Genomic DNA, 25,174 nt, shown 5'->3' on the forward strand with positions numbered 1-25,174 from the left:
TCGGCGGCCGGGGACGGGTGCCCGCTCCCGCGCCCGGCGAGGCCGGCGCGAGGGTCAGTCACCGCGCCGCTCGTCACGCTCGGCCAGGAACGCCTCGAACTGGGCGGCGAGCTCGTCGCCGGTCGGCATCTCCGAGGACTCGGCCATCAGGCTCTCGCGCTCGGAGCCCGCCGCGAACGCGTCGTACTGCTGCTCCAGGCCGGTGATGGCGGTGGACAGCTCCTGGGAGGCCTGGATCTGCTCGGCGATCTCGGCGTCGGTCTTCTCCGCGGCCTCGCGCAGGCTCTCCAGCGGGAACACCAGCCCGGTGCCCTTGGTGACCGCCTCCAGCGCGGTCACCGCGGACGACGGGTATTCGGCCTGGGCGAGATAGTGCGGGACGTGCACGGCGTAGCCGAGGGCGTCGTGCCCCTTGGCGCCGAGCCGGAACTCGATCAGCGAGGCCACGCTGCCGGGCACCTGGACCTTGCCGAAGGCGCTGGTCTGGCCGGTGACCAGCTCGGGACGGCTGGCGTGGCCCGTGACGCCCAGCGGGCGGGTGTGCGGGACGGCCATCGGGATGCCGTGGGTGGTCACCAGCTTGCCGACCTTCAGCCGGGTGACCAGCGTGTCGACGGCCGCGGTGAACAGCTCCCACTCGCGGTCGGGCTCGGGGCCGCTGAGCAGCAGGAACGGGGTCCCCGTGGTGTCGTGGACCAGGTGGAGCACGAGCTCGGGACTCTCCAGGGCGACCCAGCGATCGGTGTCGAAGGTCATGGTGGGCCGGCGGGAGCGGTAGTCCAGCAGACGGTCCACGTCAAAGGTCGCCACGACCCGGTGCTCCAGCTCGTCGAGCAGGTGGGTGATGGCGAGTTTTCCGGCGCCGCCCGCGTCCACGAACCCGTCGAAGTGGTAGAGCAGCACCGGATCGGTCAGCTCAGGGACGTCTCCGCTGAGCCGGTAGAGATCCGTCGGGTCGAACACCGTTTCCAGCCTTTCGTCGGTCGTCTTTTCAGCTCAACCCGCTGGGGGGCCGCTGAATTCCGCCTGCTCTCGGCGATCACACGGCACCCTACCGGGGCGCGGTGGGTCACACGCAGCCTGACCCTGGGCGTGGGGAGTTCTTCGCAACCCGTCCGTCCGACCCGGCGAGCCGGGGCGGCTCCGAGCCCGCGTAGGAGCCGAGGTCGCGGCAGACCTCACCGACAACGGGGGCGAATACCTGAAAATGGTTCACGTGATAAATCAGAAGCCACGATATCCGGGTGTTTCCTGATGTATAGGAAAACGGGCGCCCTTCGGTCATCCTTGGGGAGTGGGAACTACTACTACGCGTAGGTCAGACCTGTCTCTCCGCATCCCTCCGCTACCCTGTCCCTTCCCCAGCGAGGTCAACCCCCATGTCGAGCGGGTCAACACCGAGACCCTCGACTGGCTGGTGGAAACGGGCATCCTGGAGGATCCCGAGACCGTCAAGCGCTACCGCCAGGCCAAGTACGGCTGGCTGGGAGCCCGCACGTATCCCTATGCCGAACACCACACGCTCCGCCTGGCGACCGACTGGTGCGTGTGGCTGTTCGCCTTCGACGACGCCTTCTGCGAGTCGGGCCGCGGCGCCGGTGAGATAAGCCGCGCCCTGCCCCGGCTGTTCACCGTCCTCGACGACCTTGAGGCCGGGCAGGAGGTCGACGACGTCTTCGCCAGGACGCTCCTGGAGATCAAGACCAGGATCTCCAGGTACGGCGACGACGACCAGCTCGACCGCTGGCGCGCCGTCACCAAGGACTACCTCTTCGCCCAGGTGTGGGAGGCCGCCAACCGCGAGGCCGACGTCGTGCCGCAGGTGGACGACTACATCTTCATGCGACGGCGCACCGGCGCCATGCTCACCGTCTTCGCCCTCATCGACATCGCCAGCGGATGCAGCCTCACCCCCGAGGAGTGGCGCCACCCCGATGTCAAGGCGATCACCGAGAGTGCCAACGACGTCGTCGTCTGGGACAACGACCTCATCTCGTACGCCAAGGAGAGCGACGGCGCCAACTCGCGCAACAACCTCGTGAGCGTGCTCGCCAGGCACCGGGGCTACTCGCGGCAGCAGGCGATGGAGGCGATCGGCGCCATGCGCAACCGGGCGATCGCCGACATGGTGGCACTGCGCCCCTCGCTGGAGGCGCTCGGCTCCGATGCGGTGCTCGCCTACGTGCGCGGTCTGGAGTTCTGGATCAGCGGCAGCGTCGACTACTCGCTGACCAGCTCCCGATACACGTCCGCCTGGCAGGCCGAGACGCCCAAGCCCTCCGCCCGATGACTCACCCCCGAACGGTCCGACCGTCCTCGTGGTCTCCGAGCGCGAGGACGATCAACTCCTCCAGGTTCAGCTTCCTGCCCTGGGCGAAGGCCTTCTCGTGAGCCTCCTCGCCGAGGATGCGCCTGCACTCCTTGACACAGCGGTCGTGCTCGGAGTTGAAGAACGGGGAGCCCAGCTGCGGCATCCCGAAGGTCCGCCAGTTGGCCTGGCCGCCGCCCATCAGCCGGGCCGAGAGCTCCGCCTCCCCCTCTTCCAGCGCCTGCTTGGCCACCACCTCGATCGCGAGGCCGATCCCGAGCACGTCGTGGAAGTAACGCTTGAGCCGCAGCGCCTCGCGCGCGTTCGACATGGCCTCGGGGGAGCGGCCCATCACCTGGTACACGCTGGCGAGCGCGTAGATGGCGTACGAGCGCAGCCACAGCTCGCCGCGCTGGGTGCAGACCGCGATGCAGTCGCGCAGCAGCACCTCGGCCTCGGCCGGCTCGTTCTGGATGAGCAGCACCATGGACAGCTCGACGATCGAGGGCAGCAGGCCCGGGTTGAGCTCGCGGCCGCTCTTGTGGAACTCGATCGCCACGCCCAGTAGCGCGCTCGCCTTCTGCAGGTCGTTCTGCAGGAACGCGGCCGTGCCGAGCATCTTGGTGGCGAGGATGACCGCGCCGGAGTCTCCGACCCTGACGGCGTCGGAGCTGCACTGCTCCGCGGCCTCGATGGCACCGGTGATGTTTCCCTGCGCGCTGTTGATGTAGGACAGCACCCACAGCGCCTTGCACCGGTCGGGGCTCGGCTGGCGCGCCAGCTCCAGGGTCTTCTCCAGATATAGCCTGCCCTCGCGGGCCAGCCCGCAGGCCACCCACATGAACCACAGGGAGGACAGAAGCTTCAGCCCCGCCTGCACCTCGCCGGGAGTGCGCAGGCAGTGGTCGAGCGCGACGCGGATGTTGTCGTGCTCGTGGCGCATCCTGACGTACCAGTAGACCTGACGGGCACCCGACCAGGCGTCCTCGCTCCGCTTGGCCAGCTGCAGGTAGTAATCGCGGTGCCTCTCCCTGATCACGGCGCTCTCGCCGAGCTTGTCCAGCCACTCCTCGCCGTACTGCCGAAGGGTGTCGATCAGCCGGTAGCGGTGCCCGGAGGGCGTGCCGTCGCTCAGCAGGATCGACTTCTCCACCAGGCTGGAGATGAGCTCCATGATGTCCTCGGAGGGGAGGTTGTCGCCCGAGCAGACGTAGCGGGCGGCGTCGAGCTCGAAGTCTCCGGCGAAGACCGAGAGCCGCGCCCACAGCAGCCGCTCGGCCGGCTCGCACAGTTCGTGGCTCCAGCCGATCGCGGCCCGCAGTGTCTGGTGCCTGGGCAGCGCCGTGCGGCTCGCCCCCGCGAGCAGGCTGAACCGGTCGGCGAGCAGGCCGAGGATCTGCTCCACCGACAGGGCGCGCATCCGTACCGCGGCGAGCTCGATGGCGAGCGGTATGCCGTCGAGCCGGCGGCAGAGCTCGGCCACCGGGCCGATGTTGCTCTCGTCCAGCATGAAGTTGGGCACCACCGCGCTCGCCCGCGTGACGAAGAGCTGCACCGCCTCGTTGGTGAAGACGTCCTCGCCCGAGGAGTCGCCGGGAACGGTGAGCGGTGGGATGGTGACCGTGTGCTCACCCCTGCAGTTCAGCGACTGACGGCTGGTCGCCAGGATGGTGAGCCCCCGGGCGCTGACGAGCAGGTCCTCGAAGAGGGTGCCGCACGCGTCGACCAGGTGCTCGCACGTGTCGATGATCAGAAGGATCTCGCGGTCGCCCAGCCACTCGATCAGCGTCTCGTCCGCCGAGCGGGCGGACTGGTCGGCGATCCCGAGGGCCGAGGTGATCGTGTGACGGACCATCCCAGGGTCCTGGAGGCGGGCCAGGTCGGCGAACCAGACGCCGTCCTTGAAGTCACCCCGCATCTGGTGGGCGATCCGCAGGGCGGTGCGGGACTTGCCGACGCCCCCGATGCCGGTCACCGTGACCAGGCGGTGCTCGCCCAGCCGCTGCCTGAGTGTGGTGAGCAACCTGGTGCGCCCCACGAAGCTGGTCAGCTCGTTGGGCAGATTGCCGTCTCGCCGCCATCCTGCTGGCGTTGTCATGGCGCCTCACGGGGGGATAGCCGGAACCTGCCACCGCATCGTACCGTCTGGGCCACGGCCTGTCCCCGTACAGCGCGGGGCGCGGGCTTTCCCCGAGAAGGGGAGCACGAGCCGCGAGGGTGGCTAGCATGGGGCTCGTGACAGTGCCCGAGCCCGATGACCTGCGCCCCGTCGACCTCGCCGACGACGGGTTGCCGATCCTGCCCGACCAGACCGCAGACGACACCGATCTCGGCTGGAGCGAGTGGCGTGAGGCCGACAACGACGCCCGCCTGATCGAGGACCGTCCTCCCCACTGGTGATGTCTCCCGCGAGCCGGACCCCCGCGACCGAGCCCCTTCGCGGGACCTCTCGCCGCGGGGGGGCCGGCCGGCAGGGCTTCGCGCGGCGGGAGGTCCCGCGGAAGGCGCCCCCGCACGTCCCGCTAGGAGACGACGTCCTTGGTGCGGAAGCGGCGGAAGGCGAACGCGATCAGGATGGCCGAGTAGGTGACGGAGACGGCCACCCCCTTGAGCATGCCGTCATACTCCGGCTGGGGGGCGAGGGCGTCCAGCCACGCGGTGCTCCAGAACGTCGGGAGAAACTCCCTGAGCCAGCCGAGCGCCTCGACCGCCTGCAGGATGTTGCTCACGATCACCAGGCCGACCGCACCGCCGACCGCTCCCAGAGGGGAGTCGGTGCTGACGGAGAGCAGGAAGGCCAGCGCCGCGACCACGAACTGGCTGACCAGGGCATAGCCGATCACCACCCCGAACCTGGGCAGCACGTCCAGGGCGGCGATCGTCTCACCGGTCCCCGGCACCCGGACGTCGTTCCACCCGAAGGCGAGGGTCCCGGCGAGCAGGGCCATCACCGGCAGGCAGATCACCGCCGCAGCCGAGTAGCCCATCGCGACGATCAGCTTCTGGCGCAGCAGGCGGTCGCGGGGGATCGGGGCGGCGAGCAGATAGCGCAGTGACGACCAGCCGGCCTCGCTCGCCACGGTGTCACCGCAGAACAGCGCCACCGCGACGACCAGCAGGAAGCTCGCCGACACCGACAGGGCGAACGCCGCGAAGTTCAGCCCGCCCTCGGTGGCCAGGTCGGAGATGCGCAGCGTGGTGGTGGGCTGCCCGGACCCGGCGCCGAGCTTGAAGGCGATCACCAGGATCCACGGCAGCGCGAGCAGCAGGCCGAACATCACCAGCGTGCGGCGCCGCTTGAACTGCCTGACGATCTCCACGGAGAGCGGCAGGGTGCGCCCCGGCGCATAGCCGCGCGCCGAACCGTTCTCCGCGACGCCGTTCTGCGGGCTCCCCGCCCGCGCGGGGCCGTCGCCCGCCGGGCCGGTCATGGTGCCACGAGCACCGTCGGTGTCGCTCACGCCTTCTCTCCGATCAGGTCCAGGAAGACGTCTTCCAGCCGGGTGCCGGAGCCGTTGACCGGGGTGCGGCTGCTCAGCAGTTCGGCCACGGTCCCGGCCGTGACGAGACGCCCGCGGTGCATGACCACCGCGTGACTGCAGGTCTGCTCCACCTCCGAGAGCAGGTGACTGGAGACGATGACCGTACGGCCCCCTCTGGCGTAGCGGATCAGGACCTCGCGCATCTCGCGGATCTGGGGCGGGTCGAGACCGTTGGTGGGTTCGTCCAGGACGAGCAGGTCGGGCAGGCCGAGCATGGCCTGTGCGATGGCGAGACGCTGGCGCATGCCCTGGGAGTAGGTGCGGACGGCGCGGTCCAGGGCGTTACCGAGCCCGGCGATCTCCAGGGCCTCGGCGAACCCGGCGTCCTCGACGGGGCGGCCGGTCGCCTTCCAGTACAGCTCCAGGTTGTCACGGCCGTTGAGGTGCGGCAGGAAACCCGGCCCCTCGACGAACGAGCCGAGCCTGGACAGGACCGGGGCGCCGGGCACCACCCGGTGACCGAAGATCCGGATCTCGCCGCCGTCGGGCTTGATCAGGCCCATCAGCATGCGCAGGGTGGTGGTCTTGCCCGCCCCGTTGGGGCCGAGCAGGCCGAGCACCTGGCCGTGCTCGACGGTGAACGACAGGTCGTTCACCGCGAGTTCGCCGTTCCGGTACGCCTTGGTCAGGCCGTGGATCCGCAGCGGTACGGAGTCGAGCTCGGGGTCGTGCTCGTCGGCGGCGCGGCGGCGTCCGGCGAGCAGCAGGACGGCCGCGACGACGAGGGAGAGCAGCGGCAGTGCCCAGATCCACCAGGCGGGGCCGGTCGAGGGGGTGCGCAGGGTGGCGTGGGTGGGGACGGTCACCGCCGGTGAGACGAGGGCGACCGTGTGGACGGCCGGAGCCGCGGGGGTGCTGTAACCCAGGTCGGTGGTGGTGAACGCGACGCGCAGCCGGTGCCCGACGTCGAACCTGTGGTCGATGGCCGGCAGGGTCACCGTGGCCTCCCCCGAGCCGCCCTCGGGGATCGTGATCCTGATCGGGGCGACGAGCCCTTCCGGCAGGAGCGGTGCCTGCGTCGCGCCCGCGACGTCGTAGAGCTTGGCGAACAGCGTCACCTCGTCCGCCGCCCGCGCCTCGCCGCTCCCGGTGCCGCTCGCTGGGCCGCTCCGAGTGCCGCCCTCCGCGACGTCACCGGCCGCGGGGGACCCCGAACGCTCGGGCGTCACCCGCACCCGTACGGTCGAGCTGCCGGTGACCTGGAGCGGGGTGGTGAGCGGGGCGGAGTCGAAGACGGCGCTCTGACCCGCCATGTCGATCGACAGGTTCGCGGTGGCGGCGCCGCCGAGACCGCCGAAGCCGGGGACCGCGGAGATCGAGGAGGGGGAACCGCCCGGCGGGTTCGCGACCTGCTGCTCGGGCCCGCTGAGCGGCACGGAGGTCTGGCCGGTGCCGCTCAACCCCGGGTAGCCGTCGGCGACGGCGTGCAGCTGGACCGGGCGACGGGTGCCCGGGTCACGCCCGCCGTCGCGGGTGACGGTGAAGGCGCTTTCCTGCCCGGCCGCCTCGCTCTCCTTCAGGTGGCGGTCGAACCAGCCGAGCGTCTTCTCGTGCAGCCAGTCGACCTCGCCGTTGCCGCCGTCGTGGCCGCCGTCGAACCAGGCGACCTCGACCGGGGCGCCGGTGGCGGCGATCGCCCTGGCGTTGGCGTCGGCCTGCCCCAGGGTGAACAGCGAGTCGCGCTGCCCCTGGAGCAGCAGCGTCGGGACCTTGATCTTGCCGGGCACCGAGATCGGGCTTGACCTGCGCAGTGTCTCCACCGCGTCCGCCGTCGCCCGTCCGCTTTCTGCCACCTTCTGGTACATGTCACAGATCTCCGGCAGGAACCGGCCGCACCGGACCTCCTCCGCGGTGAGCGGCCTCGGCTGGGCGGGCGGCGACCCGTCCCCGGCTCCCGCGCCCTCTCCGTCTTCCCCGCCCCCCGCGCCGGTTTGGCCGAGGGCGGCCAGACCGGCCGCGCCCGGGGTGGGACCGCCCCGGCTGAAGAACAGCCCGGCCCACATGCGCTTGAACACCCCGCTCTCCGGGCCCTGCCCGGTGGCGTTCGGGAACAGCGCGTCGGCCAGGTCGTGCCAGGTGATCTGCGGGACGATCGCGTCGATCCTGGGGTCGTGGGCGGCGGCCATCAGGGAGATCGCCCCGCCGTAGGAGCCGCCCGCGATGCCCACCCGAGGGTCGCCCGCCGCGTCGAGCCGGACCTCGGGCCGTCTGGCGACCCAGTCGACCAGCTGGCGCACGTCCTTGACCTCGTAGTCGGGGGAGTTCAGCGCGATCTGTCCCGAGGAGCGGCCGAAGCCGCGCGCCGACCAGGTCAGCACGGCGTAACCCTCCCGTGCGAGCCGTACGGCGGCGTCCCTCACGCTCAGCTTGCTGCCGCCGAACCCGTGCGCGAGCAGCACCGCCGGGGCCCTGCCGCCGCCGGCGGGAGGGAAGAAGCTCGCGTCCAGCGTGACCCGCTGGTCGTCCTCCGGCCCGTCCAGCACTGTGATCATCTGGTCCTGGGCCCGTACGTCGGGAGCGGACGGCCACACCAGCCAGGCCGCGACACCGATGACCAGCACGACGATCGCAGCGATCCCCGCGACCCGGATGGTCCGTTTTCCCCCACGTTGCATGACGAGAGCCTACTGATTGGAGCTGAAGGGCTCCTGAGACCGTTCTCAGGAGCGTTCCAGCCGGTCAGTCACCGGTCGGCTCGGTCGCCGGTCGGTCGCCGGTCGTCGCGGCGGGGACGAACACGGATGATCCACCGCCGTGGAGCAGGGGAGGCGTCCCGATGCTCAGGGTTGTCCCCGATTGCGGACCGAGGTAGAGGAGCGGCATCATTTCGACGCGTGAAGCCAGTAGAGAGCCTTCGAAGAAGAGCCACTCCCGTGATCGAGTGGGCTCTGCCGTATTGGACGCGCGGGGAGGCCGGCAGAGAGACCCCGGAGGATCTGTTCAGGATCCTCTACCTCGGGTGGCTGGTGGCTTTCTCGTTCAAGGTGCTCGGGGCGTCCTGGGACGTCTCCTGGCACTTCAAGTGGCTTCGCGACGACCTGGCCCCGCCGCACCTGCTCAACAGTGTCGGCACCGCCCTCGCCCTCGCGCTCACGATCATCCATATCTACACCGGCTACGGCGTGGACAAACTCGCGCAGCGTCTCATCACCTGGGGCACGGGCATCTTCCTGGTCGCCGTCCCGCTGGACCTGATCAACCACCGGGTCAACGGGCTCGACATCACCTCGTGGAGTCCGTCCCACCTCATGCTCTACGTCGGCACGCTTTTCATGATCTGCGGCGTCATCCGGGGCTGGTTCGTGCGGGCGATCCCGGGGCGGACGCGCACACTGGTCCTCGGCGGGCTCTTCGTGTTCCTCTTCGAGAACGTCTGGTTCCCGGCCCAGCACCAGGAGTACGGCGTGTACGCCATCTCGGCCTGGGACCGGGGGGCGCCCGAGGCCGAGCCGATCCTGATCAAGTTCGCCGCAGACCAGATCGGCCTGCCGGTGACCGACAGGGCCGTGGCGCTCCACTTCGCGCTGCCCGTGCCCGACCAGCTCTACCCGCTCTACGCGGCGATCGCCGCGATCCTGGTGGCCGTCTACGCCCGCGCGATGATCGGCCGGATGTTCTCGGCCACCGCCGTGATCGGTGCCTACGTCGTCTTCCGCACGCTGATCTGGCCGCTCCTCGCCGTGGCCGACTTCCCGCGCTCGGCGATCCCGGTCTTCCTCATCGCCGGGGCGCTCGCCGTCGACCTGGCGTTCCTGATCAGGATCCCCGTGGTCAGGGCACTGGTCGGATCCCTCGGTGCCACCCTCCTGATCGACCAGGCACTGCGCTTCCAGCACGCGACGTTCATGGCGCCGCCGCTGGTGCCCCCCACGACCATGTTGATCGGGGGGGCGGGACTCGCGGTCCTGTGGCTGGCCGCGGAATGGTCCTTCGGCCGCCACACGCTGCGGGCTCAGGACAGGGAGGCAGTGGTCAGCGCGACCGCGACCCCGTAGGCGAGCCCCATCACGGCGATCTCGGCGGCCGCCCACGCGACGACCGCCGTCGCCCGCCCTTCGGCGATGTGCGGCAGCAGGCGGAAGCGGATGTGGGCGGCGAACGGGATCAGCAGTGCCACGCACGCGACCTTGGCCAGCACCAGCAGGCCGTACTCGCTGGTCAGGAGAGCCCCGGGGAGCTCCACCCCAGGGGTGAGGGCCATCGTGGCCAGGCCGTTCACCAGGCCGGAGACGCTGACCACGACGAGCGCGAGGGTCGCGAGCCTGGAGAACGCGGGCAGCACCCGCGCCAGCAGCTCCCGGTCCCCGGTGACCAGCAGGATGATCGTGAGCAGGCCGCCGGTCCACGCCGCCGAGCCCATCACGTGCAGCTCCATCGAGATCATGATCGGGTCGTGCCAGAGCGAGTCGACCGCGTGGCCGGTGACCGGGATCGGCAGCAGCCCGAAGAGGGCGATCACGATCCGCAGCTCGGCGGGGACCTTCTCGCCGTACCGCACGGCCAGCAGCCCGATCCCGGCGTAGGACAGCGCGCAGGCGGCGCTGAAGAGCATGCCCTGCCCGGCGCCGACGCTGTCGACGTAGTCGGCGATCATGCCGGGGGTGGGGAGCAGGCCGGGGTTCAGCTCGGCCGTCTGGAACACGATCACGACCAGCGCCAGCAGTGCCCAGGCCCAGGCGAAGGTCACGGCCGCCGGCCGGGCCCGGCGCATCACCGGCTCCGTGCGGTCGGGGTCGTCGAACCCGAGCAGCTTCGGCAGCAGGCTGAGCCCGACCACCGCCACCGCGGCGAGGTCCAGCAGCACCCGCAGCACCGGCAGCCCGTACTCCACCAGCGGTCCGGGGATGGCGATCCCCGGCACCGCCTCCTGGCGGGAGAGCGCCGTCGCGGTCAGCACGGCCACCAGGGCCCCGGAGACGAGCCCGCCGACGACCAGCCTCCTGGCGGTGCCGGCCTCGGCGGCAGGCTCGGCGGTCAGGGTCATCCCACGCCTCCCTGCTCCTTCGTACGGCGCATCGCCACGACGGTGGCCCCGCCCAGCAGGACGATGGAGCCCGCGATCCACAGCACGGCCATCCCGGCACCGCCGTTCTGCGCGGCCTCGGCGGCCTGGGCGCCCAGATCGGGTTCCTGCGGCGCGGCGGCGGAGGCCACGGGGGCGGGGGCGGGGCTGGCGGGCGTCTGGGCGGACGCGTCGGGACCGGGGGCGGTGAGGGTGAAGGTGATCTTGCTGGAGACCGGGTGGCCGTCGGAGGAGAGGATCCGGTAGCCCACCGCGTACTCCCCGGCGGAGCCGAGGGGTTTCACGCCGACGCTCACCTTCGTCCTGTCGACGGTCGTCTTTCCCTCCTCCCAGTGTGTGCCGTCCGGGCCGATCACGCTGATCTGCGCGAAGCCCTGCCGGACGGGCTGGTCGAAGGTGAGTGTGATCTTCTCGGGACCGGTGGCCAGCTCGGTACCGTCCTTGGGGTCGCTGCTGATCAGCACGTTGTGGGCCTGTGCCGGGACGCCCGCGCCGAGCAGCGCGGCGGACGCGAGCAGCAGGACCGTGAGTAGCCGCCTCACCGGTCGTGGCCTTCCTTTGGGGTCGTCATGACGAATGACATGCTCCCACCCCGGCCTCCCGCCCGGGAATCGCACTCGCGCGTCTCGTCTCATCCGTCCATCGGTGCCCGCGCCCCGGTGAGGGGGCGTGTGCGCCGGTGGACGGGCCGATTCCGGTGCTCCGGCCACCGAAGGGGATCGGCAGGGGCCGATGGGGGCCGACGAGGACCGATGGAGGCCGATGGGGGCCGAGGGAGACGGGGAAGGCCGGGGAACCTCCCGGCGGCGGGTAGGAGCCTGCCGGGACAGAGTCAATGACTAAGAGGATGACAAACATTCAAAAAATGGAGAATAGGTCGATTTATCTGGTAAAAGCCCTTGAGAGATATTTTGCTGGTTTTATTGGACTGTAAAACAACCGCGAAACCTTGACGAATTCGGCGCGTGATCCTTAGCCTCGCTTCAAGCAACGTCGTCGATTCGCCGCGCTCGTGCACGGCGAAGAAGTCGCCGTGCCCTCGCACGGTGTGAAGGCGTGACATGTGGTCGGGACACGTCACGCCGGGCGTTCGCGCATCTCGGTGTCGGAGCCGTACTCCGCGCCGCGCAAGTCCTCAACACCATCGGATCCGCGCGTCCCCCCGGGGCCGGGCCGATCCGGTCGGTCGTGGGATCCCCCATTCGGGAGATTCCATTTTCCGCCGTAAGGGAACGCGCCCGGGTTCCCCTCCCGACAATACGGAGGCGTCGTGACGCGCACCGGCCTCTCACTGGACGAGGAGGCGGTATCCGCCCGCGCCGGTGTCGAATCGAGGGCCTTTCCGATGGAACGCCCCGGCCGGGCGCGAGACACCCGAGCGCATGCCCGTCGTCGGCGCCCCGCCGGCGAAGCGGCGGGGAGAAGTCATCACAGGGAGCCGCGGGGGCTGTTCGAGGCCGCCGCGACAGGCCGGACGGAAGGCGCCTGAAATGTCGATGTCGCTGATAAACGGATGGAACAGGGCGTCCCGCGAGGGCGTCGACGAAGAGAACGGCCGGACCCGATGACGGCCGGTCTCGCGCGGCTGAGCGCGACGTCCGTGGAGTTCACCGGCGTACGGGGCGGGGAGGCGCCGCTCAGCTGGGGCCAGCTCGCCATCTGGCGGCTCACCCGGTGGCTGGACGACGACGACCCGTACTTCAACATGCCCTGGGTGCTGCCCGTCTACGGCAGACGTGACCTCGACACCGTCCTGCGGGCGTTGCGCGTGCTCGTCGAGCGGCACGAGACGCTGAGGACGACGTATGAGGAGACTCCCGGCGGGCTGGTCCAGCGCGTGGCGCGCGAGGGCCGCTTCACCGTCGAGGTGTACGACGCGGGACAGGCCAAACCGACCGCCGCGGCGAGGGAACTCTCCGCCAGGCTGGCGGCCACCGCGTTCGACTACGCGAGCGAGCTGCCGTTCCGATGCGCCGTCGTGACCGCCGACGGCCGTCCGAGGGCGATGGCTCTCACCCTGTCCCACCTGGCAGTGGACGGCGGGGCGCTGGACGTGCTGGCGCGCGACTGGCGGGACCTGCTCGCCGGTGGCGAGCCGCCGGCCCCCGCCTGGCAGCCGATGGACCAGGCCGCCTTCGAGCGCGAAGGTCCTGGAGCCGCCCGAGGCGAGCGGACGCTGCGCCACTGGCGCGCGGTCCTGGAGAGGGCGCCCCTGAGCATGTTCGACTTCCCCCGCACGACGCCGGAGGAACCGAGGTTCGTCAAGGTCGGCATGGAGTCGGACGCCACCGCGGCGGCGGCCGAGGTGCTGGCGGAGCGCTGGTCGATCAGCACGGCCAGCGTGCTGACCACGGCGAGCGCCGTGCTGCTGGGCACGCTCACCGGCCACGACGAGGTGGTCATGCAGCTCATCGTGGCCAACCGGCACGATCCCCGGGTCGCGGCGATGGCGGGCAGCGCCGTTCAGGACGGGATCTTCGTCCTCGACCTGCCGGAGGGGACGTTCGCCGACGCCGCCCGTGCCGGGCACCGGCAGGCGCTGACCGCCTACAGGAACGCGCACTACCACCCGTACCGGATGATGGCGCTGCGCGAGGAGGTCGGCCGCGAGCGCGGCAGACCCGTCGACCTGTCGGCCTACTTCAACGACGCGCGGGCCGTCGGCCACTGGCCTCACCTGCCCGCGGTGGAGCCACCGGGCGACCCCGCGGCGATCGCCGCACTCACCGAGCGGACCAGGACCTTCCACGTCGGATCCTGGCCCGAGGTGGACGCCACGGCCCTGTTCGCCACCGGTACCGCCACCACCACCTGCGAGCTGTACCTGACGGCCGACACCGCCTACCTGCCGCGCCCCACGGCCTACGCGCTGCTGCGCGGGGTGGAGAGTCTGCTGGTCGCCTCCGTGGCCGGGGACGTCCCGCTCGACGAGGTCGCCGGACTGTGCGGCATCGTCCCGGTCGAGCGACCCGCCGTCCACGGCCAGAACGGTTCCTCCGCCGGTTCACCGGGCACCGGCCGGACGCGGGGCGCCCAGGAGCTCGGCGCGCAGGGTGTGCGGGAGGTGGCCGGTGGTCACGTCTGACCACCGGGCGGGGCCCGACGGCCGCGCAGCGCTGCTCGAACGACTGGCGCGCCTCCCCGAGGCACAGCGCGCCGCGCTGCTGAGGAGGATGCGGGAGCGGGACGGGGAAGGCGGCAGGGAGTGGCCGCTGTCGTTCGGGCAGGAGCGTCTGTGGTTCCTCGGCAGGTTCGACCCCGACGACACCACCTACCACACCCCCTGGTGCGTGCGCCTGCGCGGTCCCGTCGACGCGGAGGCGATCGCCGTCGCCTTCACCCGGGTGGCCGAGCGGCACCACGTGCTGCGCACCCGGTTCCGGCTGGCCGGTGACCGTCCCGTCCAGGTCGTCGTACCGGCCCGGCCGGTACCGGTGGAGCGGGTGGACGTCACCGGCGATCCGGCTCCGATCGTCGTGGATCTCATCAACAGGCCCTTCGACCTCGAACACGGCCCGCCGCTGCGCGTGGCGCTGCTGCGGCTGGGCGAGCAGGACTTCCTGCTCTGCATCGTCCTGCACCACATCGTCGTCGACGGCTGGTCGCTCGACGTCCTGATGCGGGAGGTGGCCGAGTGCTACGCCGCGCACCGCGAGGGCAGGCCGCCCGGGCTACAGGAGCTTCCGGCGCAGTACCCGCAGGTCGCCGAGGAGGAGAGGCGCCGCGCCGAGTCGGACGAGGACGCCTCAAGCCTCGACCACTGGACGAGGACGCTCGCCGGGGCGCCCGCCCTCGACCTTCCCGCCGACCACCCCCGCCCGGCCCGCTGGAGCGGACGCGGAGGTCAGGAGAGCCTGTTCGTTCCCGAAGAGGCGATCGCCCGGCTGGAGAACGTCGCCAGGGGGACGCGCTGCACGCTCTTCATGGCACTGCTCGCCGCCTACCAGGCGACCCTCGGACTGGCCTCCGGGCGAGAGGACCTGTGCGTCGGGGTACCGGTCGCGGGAAGGGACCGGCCGGAGATCGAGCCGCTGATCGGCTACTTCGCCACCACGCTCGTGCTCCGCGCCGACCTGTCCGGCGACCCCACCTTCCGCGAACTGCTCAAACGCACCCGCGCCGCGCTCTTCGGGGGACTGCGGCACGCCGGCACACCGTTCGAACGGATCCTCGGCGCGCTGCGCCTGCCCCGCGACCTGAGTCGGCCGCCGCTCTTCCAGGCCATGTTCAACCTGCACAACCTGCCCAAAGGGGACCTGCTGCGGACCACGATGGGTGATTTGTCGGTCGAGGTCTATCCCGCCCCCGCGACGGGACGCACCAAGGCCGAGGTGTCCGTGGACGCCTGGCGGGGCCCCGACGGCCTCGGCGGACTCGGCGGCGTCCTCGACTACAGCAGCGACCTGTTCTCCGCCGGAACCGCTCGGCGCCTCATCCGGACCTTCACCGACGTGGTGGAGCGCGCCGGAGCCGACCCGGACCTCCGGCTGTCCGACCTGAGAGGTGTACAACCGTGGTGACGACCCTGGAACCGACGCGTGAACCGCTGGAGACGACGTCCGACGCGGTGGCGGTGAGCGGACCCGGAGGCACGCTGACCTACCGGGAGCTGTACCGGCGGGTCGACGACCTCGCCGCGGTACTGCGCGGGCAGGGGGTGGGCCCCGAGGCCCCGGTCGGCCTGTGCATGGAACGCACCACGGGGATGGTCGTCGCGGTCCTGGCGGTCTGGGCCGCCCAGGGCGCGTACGTCCCGCTCGATCCCGCCTTTCCCGAGGAGAGGCTGCGGCTCATGCGCGAGGACGCCGGGATCGAGCTGGTGCTGACCCAGGCCGGGGTGGACCGGCGCCTGCTCGCGGACGTCCCCAGGACGCTTCTCCTCACCCCCGACGGTGCCGTTTCCGCGCCGTCCCGGTTCACCCCGGACGGCACTTCCGACGGCGCTGTCTCCCCGCCGTCCCGGTTCACCCACGACGACGCTGTTTCTTCGGCGTCCCGGCTCGCTCCCGACGGCGTCGTCGCCGCGGTGCCCCGGCTCGTCCCCGGTGGCACGGTCCCACCGCTCCCCGCGCTCGTCCCCGACGGTGCCACACTCCCTGGGCCGGACGGGAGCGACTCGCAGCCGCTCCCGCTCGTCCCCGGAGACGGCACCGCCCCGGCCCACCGCCGCGACATTCCAGGAGGGCCGGGGGGCGGCCTGGCGTACGTGATCTACACCTCGGGCTCCACCGGGCGGCCCAAGGGCGTGGAGGTGCCGCGCCGCGCGGTGGAGAACCTCCTCGGGGCGTTCTCCGGCAGGCTGGGACTCACACCGGAAGACCGCTGGCTCGCCGTCACCACCCTGTCGTTCGACATCTCCGTGCTGGAACTGCTGCTGCCCCTCGCGTGCGGGGCGCGGATCGTCGTGGCCTCGGCACGGGAGGCCGCCGACGGCGCGGCGCTGCGGGCGCTGGCGGTCGCGGAGGGGATCACGGTCCTGCAGGCCACCCCGGCGACCTGGCGCATTCTGCTGGAGGCGGGCGGCGTACCGGAGACGATCCGCACCCGGCTCTGCGGGGGAGAGGCGCTGCCGCGCGACCTCGCCGACGCGCTCCTCGCCCCGGGGACGAGCCTGTGGAACGTGTACGGGCCGACCGAGACGACCGTGTGGTCCACCGCCGGGACCGTCGCACCCTCCCCCGCGGGGATCGGCCTGGGAGAGCCGATCTCCGAGACGTCCCTGTACGTCCTCGACGACGGTGGCCTGCCGGTCGCGGACGGCGAGGCGGGGGAACTGCACATCGGCGGGGACGGGGTGGCCCGCGGCTACCGGGGCATGCCCGCGCTGACCGCCGCCCGCTTCCTGCCCGACCCCTTCACGAGCCGTCCCGGAGCGCGCATGTACGCGACCGGCGACCTCGTCAGGCGCGCCCCGGACGGTCGCCTCGAATACCTGGGCCGCGCCGACAGGCAGGTCAAGATCCGGGGGTTCCGCATCGAGCTGGACGAGATCGAGACCGTCCTGCGCTCGGCCGACCAGGTCCGTCAGGCCGCCGTCGGCGCCTGCGAGGGACCCGACGGCCTGCCCGCTCTGGTGGCGTACGTGGTCCCCGCGGCGGGATCGGCGACGGCGGGGCTGTGGGAGGCGCTGCGCGACAGGCTCAGGTCGAGCCTGCCCGACTACATGGTTCCTGCGCAGCTCGTCACGCTCGACGCCCTGCCGCTCACCCCCAACGGCAAACTCGACCGCGCGGCGCTGCCGGTACCCGGCGGCGCGCCGGTGAGGACGGTCCCCTACCGGGCGCCGTCGACGGCGGCGGAGGACGAGCTCGCCGCCATCTGGGCGGAGGTGCTGGGGATCGACGAGCCGATCGGGGCCGACGACGACTTCTTCGAGCTGGGCGGCCACTCGCTGATGGCCGCCCAGATCATCGCGAGGGTCCAGGCGCGCTTCGGTGCCGCCGTGCCACTCCCGGCCCTCTTCGAGGACCCGACCGTCGCGGGGCTCGCCAGGCAGCTGGACCGCCTGGACGACGACCTGGACCTCGCCGAGGTCGCCGCGCTGCGCGAGCGGCTCGACGGCCTCGACTCCGAGGAACTCGCGGCGATCTTCGACGAACTGGCGCCGGGCGCATGAGGGCACCCCTGTCCCCGGCGCAGGAGCGGCTCTGGCTCCTGCAGCGCCTCGACCCGGGCAACGCCTCCTACAACGTGTATCTCGTACGCCTGCTCGGCGGCCCCCTCGTCCCGGCCGCGCTGACCCGGGCGCTCACCGACCTTCTGGCCCGCCACGAGAGCCTGCGCACCAGGTTCGCCGAGGAGGAGGGCGTGCCCTGGGCCGTGGTGGAGGAGGCGTCGGCGCCCCGGATCGAATGGCTGGACTCCGGCGGCCACGAGGAGGCGGAACGCCTGGTGACCGAGCGGGCCAACACGCCGTTCGACCTGGAGGCGGGGCCGCCGCTGCGCGTCGCGGTGATCCGGGTCGCCGAGGACGAGCACGTGCTCTGCCTCACGATGCACCACATCATCGCGGACGGCTGGTCGCTCAACGTCATCCTCGACGACCTGGCCGACTGCTACGCCGCTCGCCTGTCGGGGGAGGAGCCCCGGCTGCGCCCGCTGCCCGTCCAGGCGGGCGACTACGCGCGATGGCATCGGCGCAGGGCCGAGCGGGCCGTGCCGTACTGGCGGGAGAAACTCGCGGAACCGCCACCGGCCGAGCTGCCGTTCCGCCGCCCGGGGGAGGCGAGCGGGCAGGGGGAGGTCCAGCGCGTCCTGCTGCCCCCCGCCACCGCGCGGCGGCTGGAGCGGCTCGCCGCCGAGCACCGCACCACCCTGTTCACGGTGCTCGTCGCCGCCTACCAGACGCTGCTGCTGCGGCACACCGGGCAGACCGACCTCCTGGTCGGCACCGTCGTCGCCGGCCGGGACCGCGTCGAGCTGGAGCCGATGGTCGGATACGTCTCCCAGACGGTGATCCTCCGCGGTGACCTGTCGGGCGACCCGCCGTTCACCGGACTGATCGGCCGTACCCGCGGCGAGGTCTTCGGTGCGCTGGGCAACCCCGCGGTCCCCTTCGAGCAGCTCAGCCATCCCGCGGAGTCGCTGCTGCCCTCCATGCTCATCCTGCACACCCAGGACTCCAACCCGCGCAGAACGTTCGGCGACCTGAAGGTGGCCGACCTCGACGCCGGATTCCACCAGGCCAAGGTGGACCTCCTCGTCGAGGCCTGGTCCGGTGAGGACGGGCTCGACCTGTCCTTCTGCCACGACACGGGCCTGTTCGAGACCGGGGAGGTCGGCCGGCTGGCCGCGAGGTTCGCCCTCCTCCTCGAATCCGTCGCGGACGCCCCCGGCACCCCGCTCTCCGCCCTGCCGATCTGGACCGACGCCGACCACGCCGAGATCCGCGCCCTGTCCGGCGGGCCGGTCCCGGACATCGACCGTGCGGCGAACGCCGGTCCCGCCTCGGGCACCGCTTCGGACACCGTCTCAGATCCCGTCTCAGATCCCGTCTCAGATCCCGTCTCGGAGGCCGGTCTGGTTCCCGGGATGATCCTGGAGGCCGCGCGGCGGGCGCCGGACGCCGTCGCCGTGGTCTGCGGGAAACAGAGCGTCACCTACGGCGAGCTGCTCGCCCGTGCGGGCGCGCTCGCCGAGGTCCTGCGCGAGGGCGGCGTGCGACGGGGGGACGTCGTCGGGGTCTGCCTGCCCCGTTCGGTCGACGCGATCACCGCGCTGCTCGCCGTCTGGTGGGCCGGGGCCGCCTACCTGCCGTTCGACCCGGAGGTCCCCGACGAGCGGCTGGCCTTCTCGATGGCGGACAGCTCGGCCACCCACCTGATCACCCTGCGTGAACCGCCACCGGGCCGCGTCGCCGTCGCCCCCGCGACCTCCCGGAGCCATGGAGGTTTCGGAGACCCCGGCGACCTCCCCGCGCCGCAGGACGCCGCGTACGTCATCACCACCTCTGGATCCACCGGCGTGCCCAAGGGGGTGCTGGTGGAGCACGGCGCGGTGGCCGCGCGGGTGCGCTGGATGCGCGAGGACTACGGCCTCACCCCGGCCGACCGGGTCGTCCAGTTCGCCTCGCTCAGCTTCGACGCCCACGTCGAGGAGGTCTTCCCCACGCTGGCGGCGGGAGCCACGCTGGTGCTCCTGCCGGAGGGCGCGGTGTCCCTGCCCGCCCTGCTCGCCTCCCCCGAGGGAGCGACGGTCACCGTACTCGACCTGCCGACCGCCTACTGGCACTCGCTGACCGAGGACCCGAGGGAGACCGCGTGGCCGTCCTCGCTCCGCCTGGTGATCCTCGGTGGCGAGCAGGTCTCGGCGGCGGCGGTGGAGCGCTGGCGAGGGTTGCTCGGCGACCGTGTCCGGCTGGTCAACACCTACGGCCCGACCGAGGCGACGGTGATCGCCACCGCCGCCGACCTCGGGGCGAGGGACGTCGCGGGACGCCCCCCGATCGGCGGCCCGATCGGCGCGACCGTCGTCCACGTGCTCGACGGCAGGGGAGACCCCCTTCCGCCCGGCGCGACCGGGGAACTGGTCATCGGTGGAGCCGGAGTGGCCCGGGGCTACCTCGGCAGGCCGGCGCTCACCGCGGCCGCTTTCGTCCCCGACCCGTACGGCGCCCCGGGAGCGCGCCGCTACCGGAGCGGCGACCGGGCGCGCTGGCGTTCCGACGGGCGGCTGGAGTTCCTCGGGCGGCTGGACGCGCAACTGAAGATCAGGGGGTTCCGGATCGAGCCGGGCGAGGTGGAGAGCCGTCTGCTCACCCACCCCGGGGTGCGGCAGGCCTTCGTGACCGGCAGGGGAGAGGAACTCGTCGCGTACGTCACGGGCACCGCGGACCCGGCCGTCCTCAGGGAGCATCTGGAGCGGTCGCTCCCGCGCCAACTCGTCCCCACGGCGTGGGTGACGCTGGACGCGCTGCCCCTCACCTCGGGCGGCAAGGTCGACGCCGCCGCGCTTCCCGAACCGGCCGCCGCCGTCCCCGCCACGGGCCGCGTCGCGCCGCGTACGGACGCGGAGAGGCTGGTCGCCGAGATCTGGGAGGAACTGCTCGGCACGGGGCCGGTCGGCGTCCTCGACGACTTCTTCGCGCTGGGCGGGCACTCCCTGCTGGCGACCCGGGTGGGGGCGCGGATCAGGCGGGACACCGGGGTCGAGGTCCCGATCCGGACGATCTTCGCCAAAAGTACCGTCGCCTCCCTCGCCGAGGCGCTGGAGGAGCTGCTGATCGAGGAACTGGACTCCCTGACCGAGGAGGAGGCGCTGGAGTTGCTCGCGGGCACCGACCGTTCCTGAACTCTTTTCCGGGTGCTCCGCTTCTTCGCCCCGGTTCCCCGCCCCTCCTGAAGGCGCCTCCCGGCCCCTCCGGCTCTCCGCCGCAGGGAGACCGCCGGGGGGTGATCGGGAGACGCCCCCGGGAGACGCCGCCGGGAGGCGTCGAGCCCTCAGGTCGGCGATCCGCTCGGCGGAGATATCGATCTGTGAGGATGCCGAGACGGGAAACGCTGGACCGCGTAGGCGCCGAGCCGTGAGGATGTCGAACCACGAAGATGCCGAGCCGCGAAGATGCGAGGTTTCATGAGCGTCGCCCAGCCTGTCCCCGACCCGCGGGCGGCGCTCGCCGAGCCGACCCGCAGGGTGGGGCCCTGGTGGGTGGCCGGCATCTCGCTCGCCAACCTCGCGCTCTGGATGGCCTACTTCGGGCCGCTCCAGGTGCTGCTGCCCTCGCAGGTGGCGTCGATCGACCCGGCGGGCAAGGAAGGGGCGCTGGCACTGGTGACCGGGGCGGGGGCCGCCGTCGCGATGCTGTTCAACCCCGTCGCCGGAGCGTTGTCGGACCGTACGGCAGGGCGTTTCGGGCGCAGGCATCCGTGGTCGCTGGGCGGGGCGCTGGCCGGGGCCGGGGCGCTGGTCCTGTTGGCGGGCCAGGACTCGATCCTCGGTGTGATGGCCGGATGGTGTCTCGCGCAGGCCGGGCTCAACGCGATGCAGGCCGCGCTCGGCGCGGGGGTGCCCGACCACGTACCGGTCGGTCAGCGAGGTGAGGTCTCCGGCTGGATCGGGATTCCCCAGTCGCTCGGGGTGGTGTTCGCCGTGGTCCTGGTCACCATGGTGGCCACCACCACCGAATCCGGATATTTCTTGATAGCGGCGCTGATCCCGCTCTGCGTGCTCCCCTTCGTCCTCACCACCCCCGACCCCCGCCTGACGGACAGGCCGCCCTTCGACCTCGGAGCCTTCCTGAAGGGGTTCTGGATCAGCCCCCGCACCCACCCCGACTTCTTCTGGGCCTGGCTGACCCGCTTCCTGATGCAGCTGGGCAACGCGGTCGCCACGCTCTACCTGCTGTACTTCCTCGCCGACGCGGTCGGCTACGAGAGGCTCTTCCCCGGTGAGAAGGCCGAGGACGGCCTGCTCGTGCTGATCCTGATCTACACCGTGGCCGTCGTGCTCACCACCGTCGTCGCGGGAGTCGTCTCTGACAGGCTCGGCCGCCGCAGGGCGCTCGTCACGATCTCCGGCCTGATCAGCGTCATCCCCGCGGTGATGCTCGCCTTCTGGCCGCACTGGCAGGTCGCGACGGTCGGCGCCGCGATCATGGGGGTCGGCTTCGGCATCTACCTCTCGGTCGACAACGCCCTCGTCACCCAGGTCCTGCCCGCCGCCGAGGGGCGTGCCAAGGACCTCGGCGTCATCAACATCGCCAACTCCGGCCCCCAGGTGCTCGGCCCCGCCATCGCCGGTCCCATCGTGGCAGGTCTCGGCGGTTATCCCGTCCTCTACATGACCTCGGCGGCCCTCGTCCTCCTCGGGGCCGTCCTCGTCTGGAAGATCCGCTCGGTCCGCTGAGCGCCGGGCCCCCGTCGGCTCCCTGTCGGAAGGGCCGCTGAGCGCCGGGCCCCCGTCGGCCCCTGGCGGAAAGACAAGTGGAGGTATGAGGCCTCTCGTGCCGGTGTTGCGTCTTTCACTCAGCGTTGTATCCATGTCACCCCCGATCCTTTCGGTGACCATTCGGTCGCCGAGGGTGATGCGACCCTTCGGGTATGGCAGTGGTAACCCCCCGGCCCGTTCTGGGAATCGTGCTTCTGATCTTCGTCAGCGCCGCATGGGGGTCGGCTTTCCCGCTGATGAAGGATCTCATCGTCCGCGTGCCGGTGGCGGACCTTCTCGCCGAGCGGTACGGCATCGCCGCCCTCGTACTGCTCGCGCTGCGCCCGAGAAGCCTGCGAGGGCTCTCGGAGAACGCCTGGCGCACCGGCATCCTGCTCGGCCTGCTGTTCGGCGTGGGCCAGACGGCCCAGGCGGTCTCACTGCACGATCTGCCCTCGTCGGTCTCGGGGTTCACGGTCGGCTCGTACGTGGTGATCACCCCTGTTCTCGGGCTGTTCCTGCTCGGAGCCAGGACGTCGGCCCGCATCTGGGCCTCGGTGGCGCTGGCCACGGCCGCGATGACCGCGTTCGCCCTGATGAGGGAGGCGGAGGGGGACATCGTCCTGCCCGCGCTGGTCGCCACTTTGTTGTCGGCGGTCCTGTACGCGGTCCACACGCTGCTGCTCGGCAACTCCGCCGAGGCGCGGCAGAACGCCTACGCGGTCACGGTGATCCAGCTCGGCACCATCGCCGCCATGACGGGTGCCCTCGCCACGCCGGACGGTCTCACCCTGCCCTCGACGCCGGGCGACTGGGCGATCCTCGGCCACCTGTCGATCGTGGCCTGCGCGCTGGGTTTCCTGGCCCGCTCCTGGGGCCAGGTCCATGTCTCGCCGGTGTCCGCCGCGGTGATCCTGTCGACCCAGCCGCTCTGGGTGACCGCCCTCGCCGTGGCACTGCACGGGGAGCCGCTCACCACGGGCGTCTACCTCGGCGGCGGGCTGATCGCCCTCGCCATGCTCCTGGTCGTGTCGCCCGGGGGACTGTTCAGCTCAGCTCGGCGGGGGAGAGGCCCAGTTCCGCCGCCGCGGCCGTCCGGATGAACTCGGTCATCCGCGCCCGCGAGAGCACCCGCCGGTGCACCGTCACCTGCGTGGAAAGGCCGTCGATGAGAGACATGACCCGCCAGGTCGTGCCCTCGGGGTCCGCACAGGTGAAGACCTCCGCCGCGACGCCGTCGTCGATGATCGCGCGGAGCGCCTCCTTCCAGCGCATGTCGATCCTGCGGGACGTCTCCTCAAGCTCGGCGTTGCGTATCGACTCGGCCCAGGCGTCGATCCACAGGGCCCACGACTTGGATTTCCCGCTGGGCGGATAGAACCTGAGCAGAGCCCGCAGCCGGTCGAGGGGGGAGCCACCGGACTCCTCCACCTTGGCGAGCGCGTCCAGGTCGAGCTGGGCGGCGTAGGAGAAGGCCTGGGCGAAGAGCTTCTCCTTGGTCTCGAAATGGTAGAAGAGCAGCGCCTGGCTGACGCCGGCCGCCTGGGCGATGTCGGTTGTCCGCGTGTGACCGAAGCCCCGGGCCGCGATGACATCACAGGCGGTCCGGAGCAGATCTTCACGACGTAATCGCCCAAATCCCCTTGCCACAAGGGAACACTAGCGCGTCAGGGATCGCCGTCCGGGCCGGGGTGCAGCCGGGGTACAGAGGTATGCACAGGACGAATCGGGCACCCCACGCGCTGTCACCTACTTGGGAGTAGGAACGCCACGGACGGTGAGGAGCCGAGACTCAGAGGGGGATCCCGCCGCGCCGCGCCCCGTCGCCCGGGCACCGGCCGGGCTCGCTCAAGCGGGCCTGCCCAGCTCGGCGCGGAACAGCCGGTGTACGTTGCCGCCGATGATCTTCGTGATCTCCTCGTCGGCGAAGCCGTGCTTGAGCAGGGCGTCGGTGACCAGGGGCAGCCCGCCGGGGCCCGACAGTCCCGGCAGGGCCGCGAAGGGATCGACGTCGTAGTCCGTCTCGCAGCACGGGGGAGTCACGTCGTGCAGCACCTCGCGCACGAAGTCGGGGCCCAGGCCGACGTGGTCGATACCGCCGACGCCCGCGACGTGCTCGATGTGGTCCACCAGCCGGTCCACGGTGTACTCGGCCGGATCCTCGGCCAGGAAGGCGGCCAGGAAGTTGACGCAGACGACGCCGCCGGTCGCGGCGACGGCGCGGATCTGGTCGTCGGTGAGGTTGCGGTGGTGCTCGCGCAGCGCGCGGGCCGAGGAGTGGGTGGCCATCACCGGCCTGCTCGCCAGCTCCAGCACGTGCTCGACCCCCGAGACGCTCAGGTGGGAGATGTCGAAGATCATGCCGAGGCGTTCCATCTCCCGCAGTGTCTGGACTCCGGCGCCGGTGAGCCTGCCGCCGGTGGCGTCCTCGCCGCTGCCGTCGGCCAGCGCGGTGCGGCCCCAGTGCGCGATCGAGGCGATCCGCACGCCCAGGCGGTGCAGGGTCGGCAGCAGTTCGACGGAGGCGTCCAGGCCCGGCATGCTCTCCATCGCCAGGACCAGGGCGATCTTGCCCTCGGCGAGGGCCTGGTCTATCTGCGCGCCGTCCAGGCACAGGCGGACGGTCTCCGCGTTGCCCTCGGCCAGCGTGTGGGCGCACTCGACCATGCGCAGGGTCTGGCGCAGCGCCCCCTCGGGACGGTACTGCTCGTCGACGAAGACCGGCAGCACCTGGAGGTTCACCCCTCCCTCACGCAACTGCGGCAGCCAGCGCTCCCGGAAGAACGACGCCCAGCGGTGCGGCGGACGCGCGGTGACCGCCATCAGCAGATCGTTGTGGGTATCGGCGACCACGGAGTCGCGGTGGAGGTCGGCGGACACGGGCGGGCCCTTCTGCGCGGACGGCTCTGGTTCGCCACGACGCTATCGGCCCGCCGG

Annotated in this window: 17 protein-coding genes; 9 read left to right on the top strand and 8 right to left on the bottom strand. The window is 71.5% G+C overall.

Going from position 1 to position 25,174, the window contains the following annotated elements; translation table 11 throughout:
• Nucleotides 1-54: 54 nt before the first annotated feature.
• A complete protein-coding gene (locus ACIBH4_RS00110; protein ID WP_362509160.1) occupies nucleotides 55-963 on the bottom strand; it encodes a PAC2 family protein in 909 nt (302 codons plus the stop codon).
• Nucleotides 964-1,294: 331 nt separating this feature from the next.
• Between ACIBH4_RS00110 and ACIBH4_RS00115 the strand changes: the two genes are divergently transcribed.
• Nucleotides 1,295-2,290: a 4-epi-cubebol synthase gene (locus ACIBH4_RS00115; protein WP_362509157.1), complete on the top strand. Its 996-nt coding sequence runs from the start codon at nucleotides 1,295-1,297 to the stop codon at nucleotides 2,288-2,290.
• Nucleotide 2,291: 1 nt separating this feature from the next.
• Here ACIBH4_RS00115 and ACIBH4_RS00120 read toward each other — a convergent pair whose 3' ends face one another.
• Nucleotides 2,292-4,406 carry an ATPase gene (locus ACIBH4_RS00120; RefSeq protein ID WP_362509154.1) on the bottom strand — a complete coding sequence of 705 codons (2,115 nt, stop codon included), beginning with the start codon at nucleotides 4,404-4,406 and terminating at the stop codon, nucleotides 2,292-2,294.
• Between the two features lie 137 nt (nucleotides 4,407-4,543).
• Here ACIBH4_RS00120 and ACIBH4_RS00125 point away from each other — a divergent pair, with 137 nt between their 5' ends.
• Nucleotides 4,544-4,708, top strand: a complete 165-nt coding sequence (locus tag ACIBH4_RS00125; protein ID WP_362509264.1) for a hypothetical protein — start codon at nucleotides 4,544-4,546, stop codon at nucleotides 4,706-4,708.
• 122 nt (nucleotides 4,709-4,830) lie between these two features.
• Here the strand turns inward: ACIBH4_RS00125 and ACIBH4_RS00130 are convergent, their stop codons facing one another.
• Together ACIBH4_RS00130 and ACIBH4_RS00135 are read right to left on the bottom strand one after the other, a co-directional pair.
• Nucleotides 4,831-5,769, bottom strand: a complete 939-nt coding sequence (locus tag ACIBH4_RS00130; protein ID WP_362509151.1) for an ABC transporter permease subunit — start codon at nucleotides 5,767-5,769, stop codon at nucleotides 4,831-4,833.
• On the bottom strand, nucleotides 5,766-8,465 hold the full coding sequence (locus ACIBH4_RS00135; RefSeq protein WP_362768339.1) for an alpha/beta fold hydrolase: 2,700 nt from the start codon (nucleotides 8,463-8,465) through the stop codon (nucleotides 5,766-5,768). The genes ACIBH4_RS00130 and ACIBH4_RS00135 overlap by 4 nt, the downstream gene beginning before the upstream one ends.
• 258 nt (nucleotides 8,466-8,723) lie before the next feature.
• Here ACIBH4_RS00135 and ACIBH4_RS00140 point away from each other — a divergent pair, with 258 nt between their 5' ends.
• Complete coding sequence (locus ACIBH4_RS00140) at nucleotides 8,724-9,845, top strand: hypothetical protein (RefSeq protein ID WP_362509145.1); 1,122 nt, start codon at nucleotides 8,724-8,726, stop codon at nucleotides 9,843-9,845.
• On the opposite strand, the gene ACIBH4_RS00145 is transcribed toward ACIBH4_RS00140, so the two are convergent.
• Both ACIBH4_RS00145 and ACIBH4_RS00150 read right to left on the bottom strand, forming a co-directional pair.
• Nucleotides 9,803-10,834 carry a CopD family protein gene (locus tag ACIBH4_RS00145; RefSeq protein WP_362768336.1) on the bottom strand — a complete coding sequence of 344 codons (1,032 nt, stop codon included), beginning with the start codon at nucleotides 10,832-10,834 and terminating at the stop codon, nucleotides 9,803-9,805. The genes ACIBH4_RS00140 and ACIBH4_RS00145 overlap by 43 nt on opposite strands.
• Nucleotides 10,831-11,415: a copper resistance CopC family protein gene (locus ACIBH4_RS00150; RefSeq protein WP_362768333.1), complete on the bottom strand. Its 585-nt coding sequence runs from the start codon at nucleotides 11,413-11,415 to the stop codon at nucleotides 10,831-10,833. The genes ACIBH4_RS00145 and ACIBH4_RS00150 overlap by 4 nt, the downstream gene beginning before the upstream one ends.
• 1,022 nt (nucleotides 11,416-12,437) lie before the next feature.
• On the opposite strand from ACIBH4_RS00150, the gene ACIBH4_RS00155 reads away from it, so the two are divergent.
• The 6 genes from ACIBH4_RS00155 to ACIBH4_RS00180 all read left to right on the top strand — a co-directional run bounded on the left by ACIBH4_RS00155 (nucleotide 12,438) and on the right by ACIBH4_RS00180 (nucleotide 23,340).
• Nucleotides 12,438-13,958 (top strand): condensation domain-containing protein, encoded by a 1,521-nt coding sequence (locus ACIBH4_RS00155; protein WP_362509136.1) that lies wholly within the window; start codon nucleotides 12,438-12,440, stop codon nucleotides 13,956-13,958.
• Complete coding sequence (locus ACIBH4_RS00160) at nucleotides 13,945-15,393, top strand: condensation domain-containing protein (RefSeq protein WP_362509133.1); 1,449 nt, start codon at nucleotides 13,945-13,947, stop codon at nucleotides 15,391-15,393. Before ACIBH4_RS00155 ends, ACIBH4_RS00160 begins: the two co-directional genes overlap by 14 nt.
• Nucleotides 15,387-17,489: a non-ribosomal peptide synthetase gene (locus ACIBH4_RS00165; protein WP_362768330.1), complete on the top strand. Its 2,103-nt coding sequence runs from the start codon at nucleotides 15,387-15,389 to the stop codon at nucleotides 17,487-17,489. The genes ACIBH4_RS00160 and ACIBH4_RS00165 overlap by 7 nt, the downstream gene beginning before the upstream one ends.
• Nucleotides 17,486-20,662 (top strand): amino acid adenylation domain-containing protein, encoded by a 3,177-nt coding sequence (locus ACIBH4_RS00170; RefSeq protein WP_362768327.1) that lies wholly within the window; start codon nucleotides 17,486-17,488, stop codon nucleotides 20,660-20,662. The genes ACIBH4_RS00165 and ACIBH4_RS00170 overlap by 4 nt, the downstream gene beginning before the upstream one ends.
• A gap of 282 nt (nucleotides 20,663-20,944) precedes the next feature.
• Nucleotides 20,945-22,216, top strand: coding sequence for an MFS transporter (locus ACIBH4_RS00175; protein WP_362509124.1), 1,272 nt, complete (start codon nucleotides 20,945-20,947; stop codon nucleotides 22,214-22,216).
• A 194-nt stretch (nucleotides 22,217-22,410) separates the two neighbouring features.
• Nucleotides 22,411-23,340, top strand: coding sequence for a DMT family transporter (locus tag ACIBH4_RS00180; RefSeq protein WP_362768325.1), 930 nt, complete (start codon nucleotides 22,411-22,413; stop codon nucleotides 23,338-23,340).
• Here ACIBH4_RS00180 and ACIBH4_RS00185 read toward each other — a convergent pair.
• Entirely contained in the window at nucleotides 23,285-23,887 is a 603-nt protein-coding gene (locus ACIBH4_RS00185) for a TetR family transcriptional regulator C-terminal domain-containing protein (RefSeq protein WP_362768322.1), read from the bottom strand. The two genes, ACIBH4_RS00180 and ACIBH4_RS00185, sit on opposite strands and share 56 nt — an antisense overlap.
• Nucleotides 23,888-24,085: 198 nt before the next feature.
• A complete protein-coding gene (locus ACIBH4_RS00190; protein WP_362768319.1) occupies nucleotides 24,086-25,117 on the bottom strand; it encodes a dipeptidase in 1,032 nt (343 codons plus the stop codon).
• Nucleotides 25,118-25,174: the final 57 nt, after the last annotated feature.

Source organism: Streptosporangium sp. NPDC050284, assembly GCF_044459525.1.
Classification (GTDB): domain Bacteria; phylum Actinomycetota; class Actinomycetes; order Streptosporangiales; family Streptosporangiaceae; genus Streptosporangium.

What these genes read in the sequence shown, in the direction of transcription:
- ACIBH4_RS00120 (WP_362509154.1), bottom strand. Translation starts at nt 4,406, where the DNA reads ATGACAACGCCAGCAGGATGGCGGCGAGACGGCAATCTGCCCAACGAG.
- ACIBH4_RS00135 (WP_362768339.1), bottom strand. Translation starts at nt 8,465, where the DNA reads ATGCAACGTGGGGGAAAACGGACCATCCGGGTCGCGGGGATCGCTGCG.
- ACIBH4_RS00145 (WP_362768336.1), bottom strand. Translation starts at nt 10,834, where the DNA reads ATGACCCTGACCGCCGAGCCTGCCGCCGAGGCCGGCACCGCCAGGAGG.
- ACIBH4_RS00155 (WP_362509136.1), top strand. Translation starts at nt 12,438, where the DNA reads ATGACGGCCGGTCTCGCGCGGCTGAGCGCGACGTCCGTGGAGTTCACC.
- ACIBH4_RS00170 (WP_362768327.1), top strand. Translation starts at nt 17,486, where the DNA reads ATGAGGGCACCCCTGTCCCCGGCGCAGGAGCGGCTCTGGCTCCTGCAG.
- ACIBH4_RS00175 (WP_362509124.1), top strand. Translation starts at nt 20,945, where the DNA reads ATGAGCGTCGCCCAGCCTGTCCCCGACCCGCGGGCGGCGCTCGCCGAG.
- ACIBH4_RS00180 (WP_362768325.1), top strand. Translation starts at nt 22,411, where the DNA reads ATGGCAGTGGTAACCCCCCGGCCCGTTCTGGGAATCGTGCTTCTGATC.